The following is an 18,868-nucleotide window of genomic DNA, read 5'->3' on the forward strand; positions in this document are numbered from 1 at the left end:
ACATCCGTCCAGGTCCCGCCCGCCAGGTATTGCCAACGACCTTCGCTACCCGCATTGGCGCTGTTGCCCACGATCACCACACCCGCCAGGGCGTTGGCGCTGGAGCCGCCCGTACCGGCCGTCACCGTATCCGCCGTATCGACAAACTTGGCCGTGAACAGGCTGGCCACCGTGGCGCCCGGCGCCGCCGTCGACACATCCTCCAACACCGCCGCCAGACTCGCCGCCGTCGCATCGCTGCGCGTCGGCGCGTCATTGACTGCGGTAATCGACGTACGCAACCCAAGCGTATCCGCTGACCAATGCTGGGCGCCGCCGGTCAATCCGGAGAGGTCACTGCTGGCAGCATAGGTCACGATGGTGTCCGAGAAGCGAACGGTGAGGTCGCCCGGTATGCCGTTGTAGTTGCCCGCCGGCTGGAAGCGCAGCTTGGCGTTTGTCGGGAGCAGCACGGCGGTCAGATCGGAGATACCGGTGCCGATGCTGGTCCAATTTACTCCGTTGTCGGTCGAATAATCCCAGGTCCCTTGCGCGGCAGTCGCGGCATTACCGATGATAGCGACTCCACCGAATGCGCCGGCCGCATTGCCGCCGCCGGTGATGGCGCTCTGGTTGTCAGCGGCATCGCTGTAACGCCCACCAAAGAGCGAATTAACCGTGGCCCCCGAATTTGTCAGTACATCTTCGAGAACCGGACCCAGCGGCTGAGCGCCGCCAACGGTGATGGTCGGTGCGTCGTTCACGTTGGCCACGGCGGCAGTCAGGGTCAGCGGATTCTGTGCCCAAGACCCGGTCGCCGGCATTGCGCCAAGATTTTTCAAATCCGCCGCGTTGGTACTGGTTACCAGCGTCTGACTGTTGTCCGCCACGCGCACGGTCAGCGAACCAGGGGTGCCTTGGAAGTTGGCCGCCGGCACAAAATGCAGCTGGGCATTGGCTGAAATCAGGATGGCATTGGTATCGCTCAACAAACCCGAGGTGGGCACTGGTATCCAGCTCGAACCACCGTCCAGTGAGAACTCCCAGGTGCCCTGCCCCGCCACGGCCGCATTGCCGGTGATGGCGACATAGGTCAAGGCGGTCTCGGTATTGCCACCGCCAGCGGCACTCTGGTTATCGATCGAGTCGGTATAGCGAGCGTTTAACAGACCGATGAAGGTGGCGCCCGACGTGGTCGTGTCCTCAGTCACGGCGATGCCGATGGCCGAAGCATTATCGGCCGTCGGACGATCATTCACCGGCGTCACAGTAATGGCGACAGTACGGGTATCCGTATTGTCGACCGCGCTGCCCGACACCAGTCCCTGCGCCGTGTTGGGCGCGACATTGCCACGGTCATGCACGGTCACGGTCAACTGGTCGTTGCCGTGATAGTTGGCAGTCGGCGTGTATTTCAGCAGATCCAGTGCGGCATCAATGTCGGCCCGCGTACCTTGGACATGGACGGTCGCCGTGCCGTTCGTTGTCGAGTCGACAAAGGTCAGGCCCGCGACACTGCTGAAATTCAATGTGCCATGGGTCACCGACACATCCGCCTGCATAATGTAACCGGCGATATCCGGGTCGGTAATCGTAAAGGCGCCGACAGTGGAAAGGGTGCTGTCTTCCGCCACTGTGAGCGAAGCCGGCGCAGTAAGCACCGGGGGATTGTTGACGCCCGAGACGGTGAACTGTAGGGTCTTCGTATCCGTCAGGTTGACAGGCACCGTACCCACATTGCCATGGTCGTTGACCGTCGCGGTCAGGGTCTCAATACCGGAGAAATTGCTGCTGCCGGTGTAATTGAAATTGTTGGCGAGCGCCAACAACGCATTGATATCGGCAACCTTGCCTTGCACCACCACAGACGCTGAGTTGTTACCGCTGATGACCGCAGCAGTACCTGAACTGGTGGTAAAGAAGCGCAGGTTGCCGCTGGTGACGGACAGCGTCAGCGTGGTGGTGGCGGCCTCCGCAGCGTTACCACTGTCAGGGTCAGCGATACTGATGCCGGTGATGAACTCAAGCGTGTTTTCCGGAATAGCGGCGATGCTGGCCGGCAGGGTAACAGTGGGGGTGTCATTGACATTGACCACGCCCACGGTGGAGGTAATCGCGACCGTGGTCGTGTCCACACCGCTGTTCAGCACACCGCCACTGTCCTGGATCTGCGTCAGCGTAAAGACCCGGTTGCCGGCGCTCGGTGCGTCGACGTTCGTGTTCTGGTAGGTGATCCCATCGATGAGGCTGTTCACGTTCGCGGACGCGACGCCCGCACCCTTGGTCAGCGCCACCGTGGCGGTGCCACTGGCAATGCTCACCGTGTAAGTCATCCCATTGGTGGCCGTCGTACCCGTGCTATTGCCACCCAGCGTGATCGTCGTGCCATCCACCACCAGCGATTCATTCACACCGTCTTGCAAGCCGCTGACGGTGAAGGTCAGAGCGATGACGCTCTGGGCCGACTCGATGGTGCCCGCCGCGGCACTACTGAAGACCGCGACCGGGAGCGCCTGCGTGCCAACCCCCGCCGCCTCGGTAAAGGTCGGGTTGCGGCCCGTGGCCGTCAGCGTCGGCGCGTCATTCACCGGCGTGATGGTGATGATGCCAGTCAGGGTATTGGAGTCGAGCGCGGTGGGACCGCCCGCCAGGGCGTTGTTGTTGCCGTCATTGACCTTGATGCTGTAACTACGCGTGGCACTGAGCGCCGTCGGGTCTTCCGACGTGCTGCGGTAACGCAAGGCGCTGAGCACATCGCCCAGGTTGGTCTCGGTGGCACTGGCATTGAGGTCAATCACCAGCGGCTTGCTGCCAACGCCGTTGTTGGTGGCGTTGACGGTACCGACCGTGACCCAACTGGTGCCATTATGCCACTGCACGTTGCTGCCACTGAGCTGGACCGCATTGGCGGCCGGCGTGACACCGCTGGCCAGGTCCAGTACGTCACCGCTCGTGTAGGCCGCCAGACTCAGTGTGATACTACCGCCGCCGAAGCTGGCGCCGACAAAATCGACATCGCTGACGCCGCTACCGGAGAGCAGCGTCACCGCCGGGACACCCGTCCCCGGGGCCACGTTCTCCTGCACCGTCGGATTCGTGATCGTCGCCGTCAGTGTCGCGGCATCATTCAACTTGACCACGCCCACCGTCGAGATGCGCGTCACCGCGGTCGTATCCGCACCGCTGTTGAGTACGCCGCCGCTGTCCTTGATTTGCGTCAGCGTAAACACCCGGTTGCCGGTCGTCGGCGCGTCGACATTCGTGTTCTGATACGTGATCGCATTGATCAGGCTATTTACGTTCGCCGGCGCCACACCGGCACTGGTCAACACGACCGTCGCCGTACCGCCGCTCACGGTGACCGTATAAGTCATCGTGTTGGTGGTGGTCGTCCCACTGCTATTTCCACCCAACGTAATCGTCGTGCCATCCACCACCAACGACTCATTGACGCCGTCCAGCAGTCCGCTCACCGTGAAGGTCAGACCAGTGATGTTCTGTCCAGCCTCGATCGTCCCCGCCGCGGCACTGCTGAAGACCGCCACCGCCGCCCCCTGCGTGCCAACCCCCGCCCCCTCGGTAAAGGTCGGGTTGAGGCCCGTCGCCGTCAGCGTCGGCGCGTCGTTGACCTTCACCACATCGACCGTCGAGGCAATCCCCAGCACGGTCGTGTCCACCCCACCGTTGCTGGTCCCGCCGCTGTCCGTCACCTGCGTCAGCGTAAACAGCCGCCCGCCGGCCGTCGGATCGTCACGGTTGGTATTCTGGTAGGTGATCCCGTTCACCAGGGTATCGACCGCCGCCGCGGCAACGCCGCCGGCCTTCGTCAGCACCACCGTCGCCGTGCCGCCGGACAGGGTCACCGTATAACCCATACCATTGGTGGTCGTCGTGCCGGAACTGTTCGCACCCAGCGTGATCGTCTTGCCATCCACCACGATCGATTCACTGGCACCGTCTTGCAGACCGCTGACCGTGAACGTCAGACCGGTGATGGTCTGACTACTCTCAATCGTCCCGGTGCTGGCACCCGTGAAGACCGTCACCGCCGCCGCCTGCGCGTTCAACCCGGCCGCCTCGGTAAAGGTCGGATTCGCCCCCGTCGCCGTCAGCGTCGGCGCGTCATTCACCGGCGTGATGGTAATGGTACCGCTCAGGGTATTGGAGTCGAGCGCACTCGGACCACCGGCCAGCGCGTTGTTGTTGCCGTCATTGACCTTAATGCTGTAGCTGCGCGTGCCACTGACCGCCGTCGGGTCATCCGAGGTGCTACTGTAGCGCAGGGCGTTGAGCACATAGCCCAGGTTACTCGCACTCGCGCTGGCATTGAGGTCGATCACCAGCGGCTTACCGCCAACGCCGTTATTGGTGGCGTTAACGGCACCAATGACGGTCCAGCTCAAACCATCGCTGGAGTACTCCACCGCCGTGCCGTTCACTCGCACCGCGTTGGTCGCCAAGCCGGTACTTGTCGGCAGGTCCAGCACGTCGCCCGCACGATAGGTCGCCAGGCTCACCGTGATACTGCCGCCGCCAAAGCTCGCGTTGACAAAGTCCACATCGCTGACCGCGCTACCGGAGAGCAGCGCGACCGCCGGGACGCCCGTCCCAAGCCCCACGTTTTCCACCACCGTCGGACTCGCCACTGTCGCCGCCAACAACGGGGCATCGTTGACCTTCACCACGGTGACGGTGGCAGTAGCAACAGCGCTCGTCAATTTGCCATTCGCAACCACGCCGTCGTCGGTACCGGCGTCCGTGACGCTCACGGTCAGGGTGCGGTCGCCATTGGTCGGGTTGTCGGTGGCATTGTTGTAAGTGGCAGCCTGAAGCAGACTCTGGAAGCCGCTGACCGCAGCGAAGGTCACACCATTAGGGACAATGGTGAAGGTGCCAGTGGCGGCAACGTAGGTCACACGGTAACTACCGCCGACCAAGACACTGCCGACATCGGTGGCCAACGCGAAATCGGTGCCACCGATGTTGATCTTTTCGTTGTCGCCGTCCTGCACGCCGGTAACGACTAACGTCATTTGCGTCAGGTTGGTGTTGTCCGCGTCGCTCAGGGTAGCGCTCGGCGCGATGGCCACCGCAACGTGCGCCGTATTGGCGCCTTCGGTCCAGGTTACCGCGGTATCACTACCGAGCCCGGGGCCGTTCAGATCGACCACCGGGGCATCATTGAGTTGGCTGATCGTGATCAGGCCTGAAAGGCTGTTAGAGTCCAGCCCGGCGCCGCCGCCGGCCAAGCCGTTGTTGTTACCGTCGTTCAGGACGATGGAATACGCCCTGGTCGCATCGCTCCCATTCGCGGTCGGGTTGTCGCTGGTGCTCTTGTACTGGATCGACTCGAGGATTGCCGCCAGTACGGCGCCCGGGGTCGCCGAAGCATTGAGATTGATGACCAGCGGGCCCACGATGCCGCCGGATACCGAGGCGACACCGGTCGGCAGGCCGCTCAACAACAGGGTATCGCCAGCCCGATAGTGGTCCAGCGAGACGGTGATGGTGCCGCCCCCGAAGTTGGTCACCCCGGTCGTCGTACCGATATCCGGATCGGTCGCCCCGGCGGTCCCCGCATTGATGAGGATCGTGGTCGCCGTTCCCGTGCCAAGCCCACTCGCCTCTGAGATCGTCGGGCTTGCCGGAGTACCAGTGATGACTGGATTATCGTTGCGCTTGTCAATCTGCACATCCACATTGACACTGGCGGCGGACACCCGCGCCTCCACCGTATCGGTGGTCGTGTCATAGGTCTGCGGCGCGGCAAGATCGGTCGTCACGGCCACGACCGGGGCGGCGGCCGAGGACGCGCCGGAGGGAATGGCGTTCTCCACCGCAAAGACGACCAACCGCGGCGGGGTCCCCAGACCAGAGGTATTGGCATTGGTATTCGCGACAAACTCGATCTGGGTCGCGCTGGAGAGCACGAGCGCCTTGGCTGTTGAGATCCCACCACTGACCAGGGCATTGATATCAGAAAGCTTTACCCAGGTAGTGCCATACAGCGAGACTTTCCAGTCACCGAGGCCGGCATTGTCAAAGCCGCCAATGGCCACGCCGGCCATATTGCCGCTGAGACCGTCCGGGTCGGTGAAGTTGCTGCCGCCGAGCAGCGCGCCTAAGGTGGTGGGCGTGGCCGGAGTGGTCGCGATGCTGCCATTGGCGTTGAGGGTATCCTCAACACCGTTCAAGGTGGCGCCAGCGCTAAAGGTCGGCGCATCGTTGGACGGCTTCAGCGTGATATTCACAATGGCGGTGGTCGACAAGGCGCCACCAACACCCTGCGCATTGTTCGGCTGGGCGCCATTGCCGTCCATGAAGGTGATGGCAATCGCCTTGCTGCCGTCCGTCAAGGCATCCTTGTTGTTGGAGTAGGACAGGTTATGCAGAATCGCATTGACCGCGTCACCCGTGGCAGCGGTGTTGAACGTCAGCAACAGCCGTCCGCCCACGCTGTTATCGGTGATGGTGGCCACCGCCGTGCCGTTATAGGTTAGCGATGCACCGCTATCAAAGACCTTCAGACCCGAAACCAAATGAAAACCGCCGAGGATACCGATACCGTTGACCCCGTTCTGGATCACAAAGAAATCGTTGGCATCCTGACCCGCGTTATCCACTACTGTCAGGGTGGCACCATTGAAGCTGGTTTCCCCCGGGGTGGGGACCAACTCCACGTCCGCCAGGGATGCATCGGCAAAGTTGTCGAGCAGCAGGGCGGGAGGGGCCGAATTGACGCCAACCGCCTCGGTGAAAATAATACTGTCGCTATTCAGGTTAGAGATGATCGGTGCATCGTTGACCTTGGTCACGGTGGTCGAGAGCGTCACCGTCGCAGCCGTCCAGCCGCCGGTACCGCCAATACCAGCCGAAATATTCTTACCGCTGCCAGCCACAAAGGCCGTGCCATCGGATAGCCGAACCACCAAGGTACCTGGGGTACCATTATAGTTGGCCACGTCCGGGTTGAAGCGAATCTTGTCGCTGGTCGTCAATACCAGGGCATGAGCGTCGTCGAGACCGCCGTCAAGGCCACCGTTGGTCGTGGTCGGGGGGATGTTGACCCAAGCACCGCCGGTGTAATACTGCCAATGCCCCTGGGTGCCGGTCGCCGCATTGCCGACGATGGCAACCCCGGCCATCGTGAAATTGGTATTTTGCGAATCGACGTCGTGGAAGTTGGCGCCAAACAGATGGGCGACCGTGTCGCCCGTCGGCGCTGGATTGACGAAAAGCGCATTGGGAATAGGATAGGCCTGCCCCGCATCCTCGTTCACCGGCGCCAGCGTGGCGCTGCCCGTGGCCGTCGGCGCGTCGTTCAGTCGGCTGACAGCGACGCTGATCGAACCGCTGGCCGTCAGGGCCGTCGTCGTACCGGTGCCGTTATTGCCGAGGTCACTGAGCACCACTGAAATCACTTCGGTGGCAAGCGGATTGTTCCCGGCGGTGTAGGTAACGCCGTTCACGGCGTTCAGGGTATTGCGAACGTCAGTCAGCGTACCGGTGATCGTCACGCTCCCGGAGCCATTCCCACCAATGGATGCAGCACCGCTGGAGACGACGTTGATGATCCCGTCGGCATTGGCTAGGGTGACTTGGACCATGCCCTGGTAGGCGCCGGTCCCCTCGTTGCGGCTGGCCTCAATGTCGTCCAGGGTAAAGCCGGCCGTACTGAGGTCAATCGGGGTCCCTTCAGTCGCCGCAAATCCAGCGGTCGTGGCGATCGTCAAGCTCGGCGCATCATTGATCGCCGTGACGCTGGTACCCAGCGCGACTGCATTCGACCAGCCACCGGTGCCACCAATATTGCCAGTCAGTGGCAGTAGGTTTGTCACCGAAGTACTGGCGGTAAAGTTGGTGCCATCCGACAGGCGTACCGTCAGGCTCCCGGGCGTGCCGTTATAATTTGCGACGTTGGGGTTAAAGCGGATCAAGTCACTGGCCGCCAGGACCAGCGCATGGGCGTCGTCCAGCCCCCCATCAACACCACCGTCGGTAGTCGTCTTGGGGATGTTGACCCAAGCGCTACCGTTGTAATACTGCCAATGCCCGTTAGCCCCCACCTCGGCATTGGCGGTGATCGCCATTCCGGCCAATGGGGCACCGCTGGAGCCGCCGCTGACGGTGTCGGCGCTATCTGAATACTTAGTGCCGCTGAACAAGCTGCCCACAGTGGCGCCGGTGGGCGCAGCAAAGCCGCCGGAGTTGGGCGGATTGGCCGCGCCAGCGTCCTCATTGACCGCTGTCAGGGTAGACGTCGCTGCGACCGGCGCGTCATTCACCGCGTCGACTGTAATCGCAACGGTACTGGTCGCGGTCAAGGGGCCGCCGGTGCCGGTGTTGCCTTGGTCATTGGTGACCAGGGTCAGGGTGTCGGCGCCGTTGTAGTTGACCGTCGGGCTATAGACCAAGCCAAGGAGTGCGGCATTCACCTGGGCCGCGGTCCCGGCAATGGTCACACTGGCGGAATTGTTCGCGGTGATGGCCGCGCCGCCGCCAGTGACGGCCTGCAGCGTGCCATGCAGCACGCTGACCGTGGTACTGAGATAATCGACCCCGCCAACACTGGTATCGATGAGGTCGTTGACGCTGATCGTGTTGGCCGCGCCAAAGGTCAGCGTGCCGTCCTCGTTCACCGTCTGCGCCGCCGGCACCTGGTTGACCGGCGCATCGTTGATCGGCTGCACCGTGATGGTGACGGTCTTGATATCAAAAAGATTGTCGGCGCCGGGGGCCGCTGCCGTACCAGTGGTCACAATCCCGTCGCGGTTGACATCGCCGGCGTGGCCGAGGTCATCGGTGCGCACGGTCAAGGTATCCGTGCCGGCGTAGTTCAGGGCGCCCTGGTAACTCAAGGTCCCCAAGGCGGCATTGAGTGCGCCCAGGTTGCCGGTGACGGCGACCGTGGCGGCACCATTGGAGGTGCCATTGGCAAAGGTCAGTCCGGTCGTGCTGCCAAAGGTGACGGTGCCGTGGCCCACCGTCAGGGTCACCAACAGCGGGCCGAAATTGGGATCGACCGCCAGCGCGCGGTTCACGCTATCGGCGTCGGCTATGCTGATCCCGCCGATGGCCAGGGGCTGTTCCTCAACCGCAATACGTGCACCCGGCACCGTGATGACCGGCGGATCATTGACCGGGATAATCTCGATATTGAAGATGCCGGTCGGCTCCCCACCGCCACTGCCGTCGGACAGGGTAAAATTGAAGGCGTCGGCCGTCCCCTCCAACCCGTCATGCCGATAACTGACGCGATTATTATTGAGGTCGTCCTGGGTAAAGGCGCTGCCCACCCCGAGGATGGCGCCATTGAGCAGCAGTTGACCGTACTGCACATCCGTCGTGATACGGAACTGGATCTGTGGATCGGTATTATCCGGGTCGGTCCCCTTAAGGTCCGCCGCGGTAATGATCCGCGTGTCTCCCTCATAGAGGGCCTTAGCGCCGGTCAGGCCGGTATTGTTCAGAATCACCGGATCGAGGGTGCCCGGCACCACGTTCAGGGTCACGGTCCGCGGCGTACCGACGCTCAGTTGACCCGGGATGACAACGCCTTTACTGTCATCGGGGGTGAGCTGGAAGCTGTCGTGGAAATTATTGGTGCCGTTCTGAATATATCTAAAGTTGCCGGCCGCCAGATCGGCCTGGCTGACGAGCGTCGTGGCCATGTTGGTGGCGTCGATGGTCACCCATTGGGTGCCGTCAAAGCGCTGCAGCGTACCGTAGGCCGCCAGCGCGGTGACATGAAAACCGAGTTGCACGCTAGTGGATTGGTAAGCCAGGGCGCCGGTCTTGTCGCCGGTGCCATCGACATCGGTCAGGACGATGGCCAGGTTGCCCGCAGTGTTGAAGACATAGGTCGCACCCAGGCCCATGGTGCCGGCCGCGCTCACACTGGCGGTCGGGGTGTCGTTGACCGGGGTGGCGTCGATGCTGAAGATCGACTTGGTCAACACAGTGCCGCTGCCGTCGGTCAGCGTGAAGCTGAAGCCGGAAATGAAGTGCTCACTGCCGTCGTGGGTAAAGGTGATTCTGCCGGCGTCAATGTCGGCCTGGGTGAAGGTGCCGCCGAGGGTGAGTGCTACGCCACTCTTGTACAGCGTCCCATTGCTCGGCATGGTCCCGCTAAGGGTAAAACGGCAATCGGCAGCGGGAGCCTGCAGGATGGTATTGGTGATTGTCGCCGCCGTGCCTTCATTCAGCACCAGGGGCAGATTCTGGCCAAGTGGATTATTAGAACCCACCACATGTACAATTACCGTGCCGGTGGCTGTATGACCATTCGAATCGGTCACGGTGTAGTTGAAGCTGCCATCGCCGACAAACGCGTTTTCCGGCGTAAAGGTAATCGTGCCGTCGCCGTTAATCGTCGGCAGACCGTGTCCGGTCCCGGCAATGGGAGCCACCGCGGTAATGCTTAGGGTTCCCACGCCACTATCGTTGCTCAGCAACAGGGAGGGATAAACAGTGACTGCCGTATTCTTGTCGGTATACAACACATCGGCTATGGCAGCAGGGGGGTTACCGTCACCGCCGACGGTTACGGTACCGCCGCCGTAACCGGTATTGGTATTTCCGTTGCCACCTTGGGCACCCGTGTTCGAGGTCAAGCTGATGTCGACCTGGACCGGCCGAATGGCACCGCCCGCGTCGTAGACACCACCGGGCCGGTTCAACTGGATGTTGTAGGCGCCATCGCGCACCGTGACGACAAAACTGTCAGTCCCCGGGGGGCTGTTGAAGTAGTTTTGATAGGTTAGCGCGCCGCTGTTAATGTCGGCCTGGGTGAAGATCGAGCCGGTACCCAGCGGCGTACCATTCAGAAGCAGCCAGCCATAGGTGGGCCTGGACTCCAGGCGGTAGGTGATCGTGTCCAATTCAACATCGGTGGCCGACAATTGCGACACGGTAATGGAGGCGGTATAGACCCCGGCGCCCAGGGTCAGCGTGTTGGGCGTTGCCAACACCGGGTCGTCATTCACGGCGATGACGTCAATGCTGATGGTATTGAGGTTGCCGGAAATGGCCGACGAGCCGCCTTTGTCCGTCGTCCCGAGTGTCGCGCGCGTCTCGCCGCTGCCATCGCTGACCGAGACGCTGCCGAGATAGGTGTTGTCCAGCGCGCGCACCGACAGGGCGCCGGGATTGCCGTTATAGTTCAGTACCGGGACAAAGCGGACCAGTGCGCTTGGCGAGAGGACCAAACCGCCGCCGGCATCATCGACGGTGCCGATGGCCGCCCAGTGGGTGCCATCAGTAGAATACTGCCAGGTACCCTGGGTCGCCGCGTTGGCGCTGTTACCACCGACAATGGCAATGCCCTTGACTGAGGCACCTGGGTCCGTATCCACAAAGCTATAGCCGGAGAAATTGCGAATGGCGGTACCGGTATTGGCGGCGCCCGGGTCCTCGTAGATGCGGGCACTCAGGTTACCGATGCCGATGGGTGCCGTGTTGGGTATGCCGATCGTCAGATTGATCGTCGTCTTATTGACCAGCCCGCCCGCGCCGTCGCGCAAGGTCACGCTGAAGGTGTCACTCGACGCCGCGTCGTTGTTGTGGACATACTTCAAGCCGCCGAGTGCGGCATAGTTGAATACAGTGCCGATCCCGACCGCATTGCCGTTATAGGTCAGGGTCCCGTGCGTAGGGAGGGGCCCCTCGATGCGGAAAACCAGTTGTTCCGCGGTATTATCCGGGTCAGAGACCTGAATATTGCTGGTGGAAAAGGTGAGCGAACTCCCCTTCTGGACATTGGCGCTCAGGACCGAAAGGTCCGGGGCGGTCGCGCCAGGAACATACAATACCGGGGTGTCATTAACCGGGCTGACCTTGATGGTCAAGCTGCGGTTCGCCGAGGTGCCGGCGGCACCGCCCTCGGCCACGGTGTAAGACAGCGTTTGGTCGGAACCGCTGGGCTCGGCACCGTTGTGGACATAACGCAGGCGATTGTTATCGATATCGTCCTGGGTAAAGGTCGTGCCAACGCCGACGGTCGTCGCAAAGGTCGCGTCGTGGTTGCTGTCAAACTGCATCACCCCATTGCTGAAGCTGGTGCCGGTGATGGTGTAAACGATCGTGGCCGCCGTGGCCTCGACGTTGGTGATCTTGAGGATGCTGTTCGTCAAGACCGCCGTGGCGCCTTCATCGACCGCGAGGTAACGGTCGTTCACATAGACAAAGGGGTCGGCCACGGACGTAATGCTGGTGCCCAGTTGCACGCCAGTCGCCGCGATGTCGGTGCTGCCGCTGGCCACATTGGTGGTGGACCGGCTGACGCCGCTGGAATATGTGCGGCTCACGTTGTCACCGGCCACACCGCTGTTATCGATGGCATGGATGGTCAGACTGCCGGGGGTGCCGTTCCAGTTGGCCGTCGGCACAAACCGGAGCAGGGCCGCCGAATCCAAGAGCAGGGCCGTGCCGGGCGTGACGGTGCCCACGGCCTGCCAGGTGCTGGCCTGGTTGACCGAGTATTGCCAGATGCCTTGGCCGGCGCTGCTGGCGTCCAAGCTGATGGCGATACCGGCCAGGGTGTTGCCATCCACATCGGAGAAATGGCCGCTCATCAGGTTGGCAATGGTGGCGCCGGCCGGGTCGAGCGTGTCCTCATTCACCGCGAGCAGGGTCGCGTCGGTGGCCACCGGTGCGTCGGGGACCGGATTGACGGTCACGGTGATGGTCTTGGTGTCGGTCTTTGCCGACCCGCCGCTGTTGCCCAGGTCATCGACCACGACGGTAATGGTATCGGTCTTTGCAGACGTGGCATTCGGATAGTTCAAGTCGGGGCGATAGGTCAGGTTTGAACCTGCCAGTGCCGTGTTGATGGCGGCCAGCGTGCCCTGCACCGTTACACTGTGACTGTTGTCCGCGCCGGCCGTGACGGTCAGTCCGGTGATCGCGGTAAAATCGAGATTGCCGTGCGCCGCGCTCAAGGTCGCCTGGACCACCGCGGCGCCGGCGTCCGCGTCAGTGAAAGAGATGCCTGACAGGGTGAGGCTGGTGTCTTCGTTGACCGTCTGAGCGCCCGGCACGACCAGCACCGGGGCCATATTGACCGAGTTGACCGTGATGTCGACGGTGCTGCTCGGCGTACTGGGAGCCCCGGCCGCGTCGATCGCGTGGAAGGTAAAGGCGGTGGTACCGACGAAGTTGCTCGTCGGGGTAAAGGTCATCCCGGTGGCCTCGGCCACCGTCACGAAGTCGCCGGCCTTGAGTAAGGTACCGCTATGACTCTTCAACACGCCGTCGGCCGAGATCGTGTCGATTTGGTACTGGTTGACCCTCGCGTCGGTCGTGTTGTTGGTGCCGCCGTCCACATCGGACGACACTAGCGAAAAGGTCTGGGTCCCGTTCTTGTCCACCGCGATGGCGGCATTGACCGTGGTCGGGGCATCGTTGACCGGCGTCACATTGATGGTCATCGTCTTGGCCGACGGATCGGTATTGATACCACCATTGGCAATGCCGCCGTCGTCCTGGACCTGGAAGGTAAAGTTACCGTAGCCGGTGCCGTTAGCATTGGCGACCGGCGCGAACACCAGCTTACCGGCAGCGATGTTGGCCGCGCTGACGGCATCGCCCGCTGACAGCGCGATCCCGTTATTGGTCAGGGTGCCGTGCAGCGGCAGCGAGGTGATCACGACGCCGCTGAGTGCGTTGCCGTCTATCGCATCGCTGAAGCCAAACTCGGCCGCGGTAAAGGTGTGAGAGCCATCTTCGGCCACGATGACGGCATTATTGGCGCCGGCGGGGGCGTCATTGACCGCGGTGACAGTGATGGTGAACGCCGTGGGCAGGGTCTCATTGACGGACCCGGCGTAGCCGCCATTATAGCCATTGATCGTGACATCAATGGCGACCGTACCGTTATAGTTGGCCGCCCCCTGAAACTTGAGTTGATCCAGAAAGGTCTTGATGCCGGCGAGGTCGCCTTGATAGAGTATTGCGGGGCCGGTATAGCCGCTGGTGACCAGATTGCCACTGCCGGGCGTTTGAACGGTAACCACCGCTTCATACAAGGTACTGCCGCCACCACCGACAGTCCATCCATTGAAGGCAGGGCTGGTGACATCCTCAAGAATCAGCGGTGCCGTCGGCGGGGTGACGACTAGTGGTACCAGCAAGCCGTCATAGCCCGCCAGCGCGCTGTCCGCAAAGGCCAGTCGCGTGTCGATCAGGCCGGTGCTGACCTCCAGTACCCAATCGCCCCCCTTGGCGGCACTGCCGGTCGGGTCGGTGGACGCGGCCAGGTCCGCCTGGGTCAGCCGCGCGAACTGATTGATCAGCAGTGAGCCGTCCGTCCCCGCGCCGATGCCGCAACCATAGAGCAGGACGTCGGCATTCGCACTCAAGTGGTCCTGCCATTGCGTGAGCAGGCCCGCCTCGGCCAGCAGGTCTTGACCGCCCGCGCCATAGGCGGTGCCGTTGAGGATGATCTGACCGTCCAGGCCATGTGAGACCAAGTGCACGGCATCCAGGTTCTGGTGCCGGCTGATGACATCGGTCATTTGCTGCCAGGGGTCGCCCTGGGTGTCGAGCAGGACGATCTCGACCCCGGCGCGGGTGCCGGCGATCAGGGTTTGCTGGTCGACGACGGCACTGTCGATAAAGAGGATTTCATGTGCGTCAGGCACCGAACGCACCACGCCGCCGAGCGGTTCGACGCTGGTGGCGGCGGTGTCGGTGGCCACCGCGGTCAAGTCGCTCAACCTGGTGCCGTCCGCCACCGTGACGGTGCGCGGGTCGGCCGCCGCAAGGTCGGTGCCCGGCAATGGCGGCTGGTCGCTATTCGTCAGGCCGGTCAACACGGGGTGGTCGCCGGCGGGCGCATGGGTGTCGACGGCAGCGGGGGTAGCGGGGGTAGCGGGGGTAGCGGCGGCGCCCGCCGCGGCGGCCGGATCGCTGACGACGGGGGCGGCTGGGGTGGCCACGGCGCTCGGCGGCGGCCCGGCGTCGGTGGTCCGGTCGCTGCCCGCGGCTGGGGTCGCCGGGGCCGCGGCGTCGGCCGGGTGTGCACCGGTGTTGCTGGGCGGAGGCACGTCTTGGACGGGCGGCTGCGGGACCGGGGCCGGGGCCTCCGGCAGGGGCGCGGCGGCGGCCGGGGCAGCGCCATCAGTAGCGGCGTGCGGGGCGTCCGGTGCCGGGGCGGGAGCGGCGGCAGCCGCCGCCGCGCCGTCGGGTGCGTGGTTGAGGTCCGGCACGACGGCCTCCGCGCCCGCGACGGCGGCAGCACCGTCGAACATAAAGCGCGGTTCGAGCTTGAACATGCGCAGACGGGATGGCTGACGGGCGTTGCGGGTGCTGTGCGTGGCGGACATGATCTTCGACCTACCATCTTAGTGATTTGGGCGTAAGCATAGCCCATCACACTTTGCACGTTAAAGCCTCTTTACAAAATATTCTTGAGTTGTGTACTAGGACGTATCGGGCGCCCCCCCCGGCGCCGCGGCCGCCGCGCGGCTGGGTCATGTTCTTGGGCGGGCCGAGCAGCGGTTCGCGGCCGTGCTGTTGTCACTGTAAGGCGTAACGACTTGCCGGCAGGGCCAACTCGCTGCCGAGATAGGGCTCTTGCACCAGCAGCGTGATCAGTGCCTCAATCAAGGCCGCGCGTGCACCGGGGCGAGCCGTGCCTGCGCCACCCAGGCGAAACCGACGGCGTGACCGGCCGCGCAGAGTGTCGCCCAGGCCAGCTCACCGGCCGGCAGCCCGGCCAGCAGCGGTGCGGTCCAGGGTTGGCCGGCCGTCCAGGCCGCCGGCAACTCAGGGCGCAGCGCGAAGAGCAGCCACAGCCCCGGCAGGTAGATCAGCGCATAACCAACCGCACCGCTGGCGGCAAGGCCGAGCCGCCACGGCTGGCCGGCGCCGGCCACCAAGACCAGCAGGGCGGCGGCGTTGACCGTCGTCATCGGCGAGACGCCGGCTGATGCGGCAAGCAGCAGCGCCGCGAACATCGGCAAGGTCAGCGCCGCCGCACGCCGCAGCAAGGCCCCCGGGACCAGTACCAACGACAGCCGATGCCGCCAGGGCAGGCTGCCGGCCGTCCACACCACGACCCCCATCTGGGCATTGAACAGCACGTCCTCGAAGCCCCAGACACCGCCGGACAGACGCTCCGGGCTCCAGTAGCAGCCGGCGAAAAAGCCGCCAAAGAGACCCCAAGCGCCGAGCAGCGCCCCACTCCAGGCCGCCGCCCGCCGCTGCGTCCCGGCCAGCGCCAGCACCAGCAGGGTGACCGGGATGCCGGCCAGGATGCCGGCCGTGTAGGCAGGCAGGTCCGCCATCATCGGGCCAGCCGCACCCAACACAGCACCGACCCCATGGCACTCAACCCCGCCGCATGGCCGCGGCCGGGCTGATGCGGGTCGCGCGCCAGGCTGGCCACAGGGCGCCCAGTACCCCGGCCAGGAGCCCGAAGCCCAAGGCCGCCGCGAGCACGCCGGGGCCACTGACCGCGCGGGTACCGCCCCCCGCCAGGACCAGCCGGTTGAGCACCGTCAGCGCCACCTGCCCGAGTACCGCGCCCAGCACCCCGCCCGCCGCCGACAGCACCGCGCCCTCGCCCAGGATCAGTCGCAGGATGCGCCCGCGCGACCACCCGATGGCGGCCAGTACACCGATCTCGCGGGTGCGCTCCTCCACCGACATGGCCAGGGTATTGAGCACCGAGAGCCCCGCCAGCACCAAGGCCGCCAGCGCCAGCGCATCGGCGAGCGCGTTGAGCATCGCCACCGAGCGGTTGCCGCTCAACACCTCGTCGCTGGTCACCACCGCCAGATCGCGCCGCAGCGCCTGGATGGCGGTGCGTACCGCGGCCTCCGCGGCCCGGTCGCCCGGTCGCTCGATACGCAGGTGGAACAGGGTCACCTGGCCGTCGCGGCCGAGCAGCCGCTGGAGTTCCGGCAGGGGCAGCATCGCCATGCCGCGGTTGAGCGCCGCGCCGAAGCCGGCGATCCCCAGCACCGGGAAGGACTCCAGGTTGAGTTCCACCACGGCGCCGACATCGGCGTGCAGCGCCTCGGCCAGGGCCTCGCCCAGCACCAGGCCGTGTTCGCCCGGATCGGGTAGACGCCCGCGCAGCAGGGTGAGGCGCTCCCACTGGAAGCCGCCCGCCGGCCAACCCGCCACCAGTGCGTGGGTATCCTCACCGATCGGCAGCAGGTTACTGAGCTCAGGCGAGACCGCGACGACACCGGGAATGGCGGCGATCCGCTCGCCGAGCGTCTGCGGCAGGATGGCGGAGAAAAACTCCACCGAACCGCGCCGGATCACCAGCAGATGCACGCCCCGCTCGTCCAAGCTCTCGCGCGCCGCCAACTGCATGCCGCGCGCCAGCCCGGTCAGGGCAATGAAGCTCGCGAGCGCGATGGTCACCCCCAGCAGGGTGAAGAACGAGCGCCCCGGCCGCCGCCACAGGTTACGCAACGCCGGGCCGAACCAGTTCATGGCTCACCCGCCGGGCCGAGTTGCCCGTCGGCGAGCCGCAGCCGCCGCGTGAAACGGCCCAGCAACCCGCGGTCGTGGCTGACGACCACCAGCGCCATCCCACGCTCGGCGTGCAGACGCAGCAGCAGTTCAATGGTGGCGGCGGCGCTGACGCTGTCGAGATTCGCCGTCGGCTCGTCGGCAAGCAGCAGCGCGGGGGCATTGGCGAGCGCGCGGGCGATGCCGACGCGGCGCCGCTCACCACCCGACAACTCGGCCGGCCGCCGGGCGGCGCAGTCGGCCACGCCGACCTCGGCCAAGCGCTCCCGGGCACGCCGGCGGCGCTGCGCGGTGCCCGGCACCTGTCCGAACATCGCCAACTCAACGTTCTCCACCGCGGTCAGGGTCGGCACCAGTGCATAGTCCTGGAACACGATACCGATGCGCGCCGCGCGCAGCCGGGTCCAGGCCGCGGCATCCGGCACGTCCTGGCCGTCGAAGCGCACGCGGCCGCACGACGGGCGGTCGAGCCCGGCCATCAGCCCGAGCAGGGTGGTCTTGCCGCCGCCGCTCGGCCCCTCGATCGCCAGCCCCTCGCCGGGGGCCAGCTCCAGGCTGACGTCGCGCAGCACCACGATGTGACCGCCATCGAAGCTGTGCCCGACACACTCCAGGGTGAGCAGGGGTGGGCAGCGCGGCACGGCGCGGCCGGAGGGCGTGTTCATGGCCTGGCCGCCCCCTCAAGCACCGCCGTTTCTTCCGCCACGAGCGCCGCCTCCAGCCCGGAGCTACGCACCAGCGAGGCGAACTCCGCACGCCGGGCGCGCATCCCGGACACCCCGTCGCGCAGCAAGTCGACGATCCGCGCGCCGCCCTCGCCCGCGCGGACCCGCCAGGAGAGAACCTGGGCGTCGCCCTGCGGGTCCGCTATCCGGGTCAGCACGAGCCAGTCACCGGGTCCGAGCACCCGGTCTTCGATCCAGGTCATGGTCGGCGGCAGCGGCGGGCGGCGGCGCAACTCGCGTTGCAGCCGCCGCCCGAGCGCGGCGGCGAGGCGCGCCTCGGCCTGTGCGTCGGCCCCCGGCAGCCCAGCCAGGATGGCGTGCGCGGTGCGCCGCAGATCGAAGCAGTCGGCGATCAGGCGCGCCAGCGCCGCGTCGTCCGGCGCCGCCGCCAACCCCGCCTGCAATTGCACCAGGGGCGCGCGGGGCCCCTGCGCCCCGGGCGCCGCCGGCGCCAGTGACCAGGCAAAGACCAGGGCGAGACCGGCCACGGCCAGGCGCCGGCCGGTCACGGAAAGGTCCAGGAACGCGCGTGCGGCGCCAGTCATCTGGGATCTCCAAGCTGATCTGAAGCAGGCGCCAGCCGCGGGCGCAGCGCGCATGGCCATCGCCCACCGCGAATAATCGTGATGATCGTGCGCCGGCTGGAGCTGGAGCCCGGCGTCGCTGGCGGATGTTAG

Annotated in this window: 5 protein-coding genes; all 5 read right to left on the reverse strand. The window is 64.8% G+C overall.

Features of this window, described 5'->3' with window-relative positions; all coding sequences use genetic code 11:
* A partial coding sequence (locus tag QZY44_RS18140) for a cadherin-like domain-containing protein (protein WP_295449369.1) occupies positions 1–15,302 on the reverse strand: 15,302 nt, incomplete at its 3' end.
* Positions 15,303–15,581: 279 nt separating this feature from the next.
* The gene (locus tag QZY44_RS18145) at positions 15,582–16,268 is read right to left on the reverse strand and encodes a hypothetical protein (RefSeq protein WP_295449372.1); all 687 of its coding nucleotides are present in this window, start codon (positions 16,266–16,268) and stop codon (positions 15,582–15,584) included.
* A gap of 40 nt (positions 16,269–16,308) precedes the next feature.
* Positions 16,309–17,427, reverse strand: a complete 1,119-nt coding sequence (locus QZY44_RS18150) for an ABC transporter permease (protein ID WP_295449375.1) — start codon at positions 17,425–17,427, stop codon at positions 16,309–16,311.
* Complete coding sequence (locus QZY44_RS18155; protein ID WP_295449378.1) at positions 17,424–18,131, reverse strand: ATP-binding cassette domain-containing protein; 708 nt, start codon at positions 18,129–18,131, stop codon at positions 17,424–17,426. Before QZY44_RS18155 ends, QZY44_RS18150 begins: the two co-directional genes overlap by 4 nt.
* Complete coding sequence (locus tag QZY44_RS18160) at positions 18,128–18,736, reverse strand: ABC transporter substrate-binding protein (RefSeq protein ID WP_295449382.1); 609 nt, start codon at positions 18,734–18,736, stop codon at positions 18,128–18,130. Before QZY44_RS18160 ends, QZY44_RS18155 begins: the two co-directional genes overlap by 4 nt.
* Positions 18,737–18,868 lie beyond the last annotated feature (132 nt).

The organism is uncultured Thiodictyon sp., assembly GCA_903837595.1.
In the GTDB taxonomy this organism is placed as follows: Bacteria; Pseudomonadota; Gammaproteobacteria; order Chromatiales; family Chromatiaceae; genus Thiodictyon.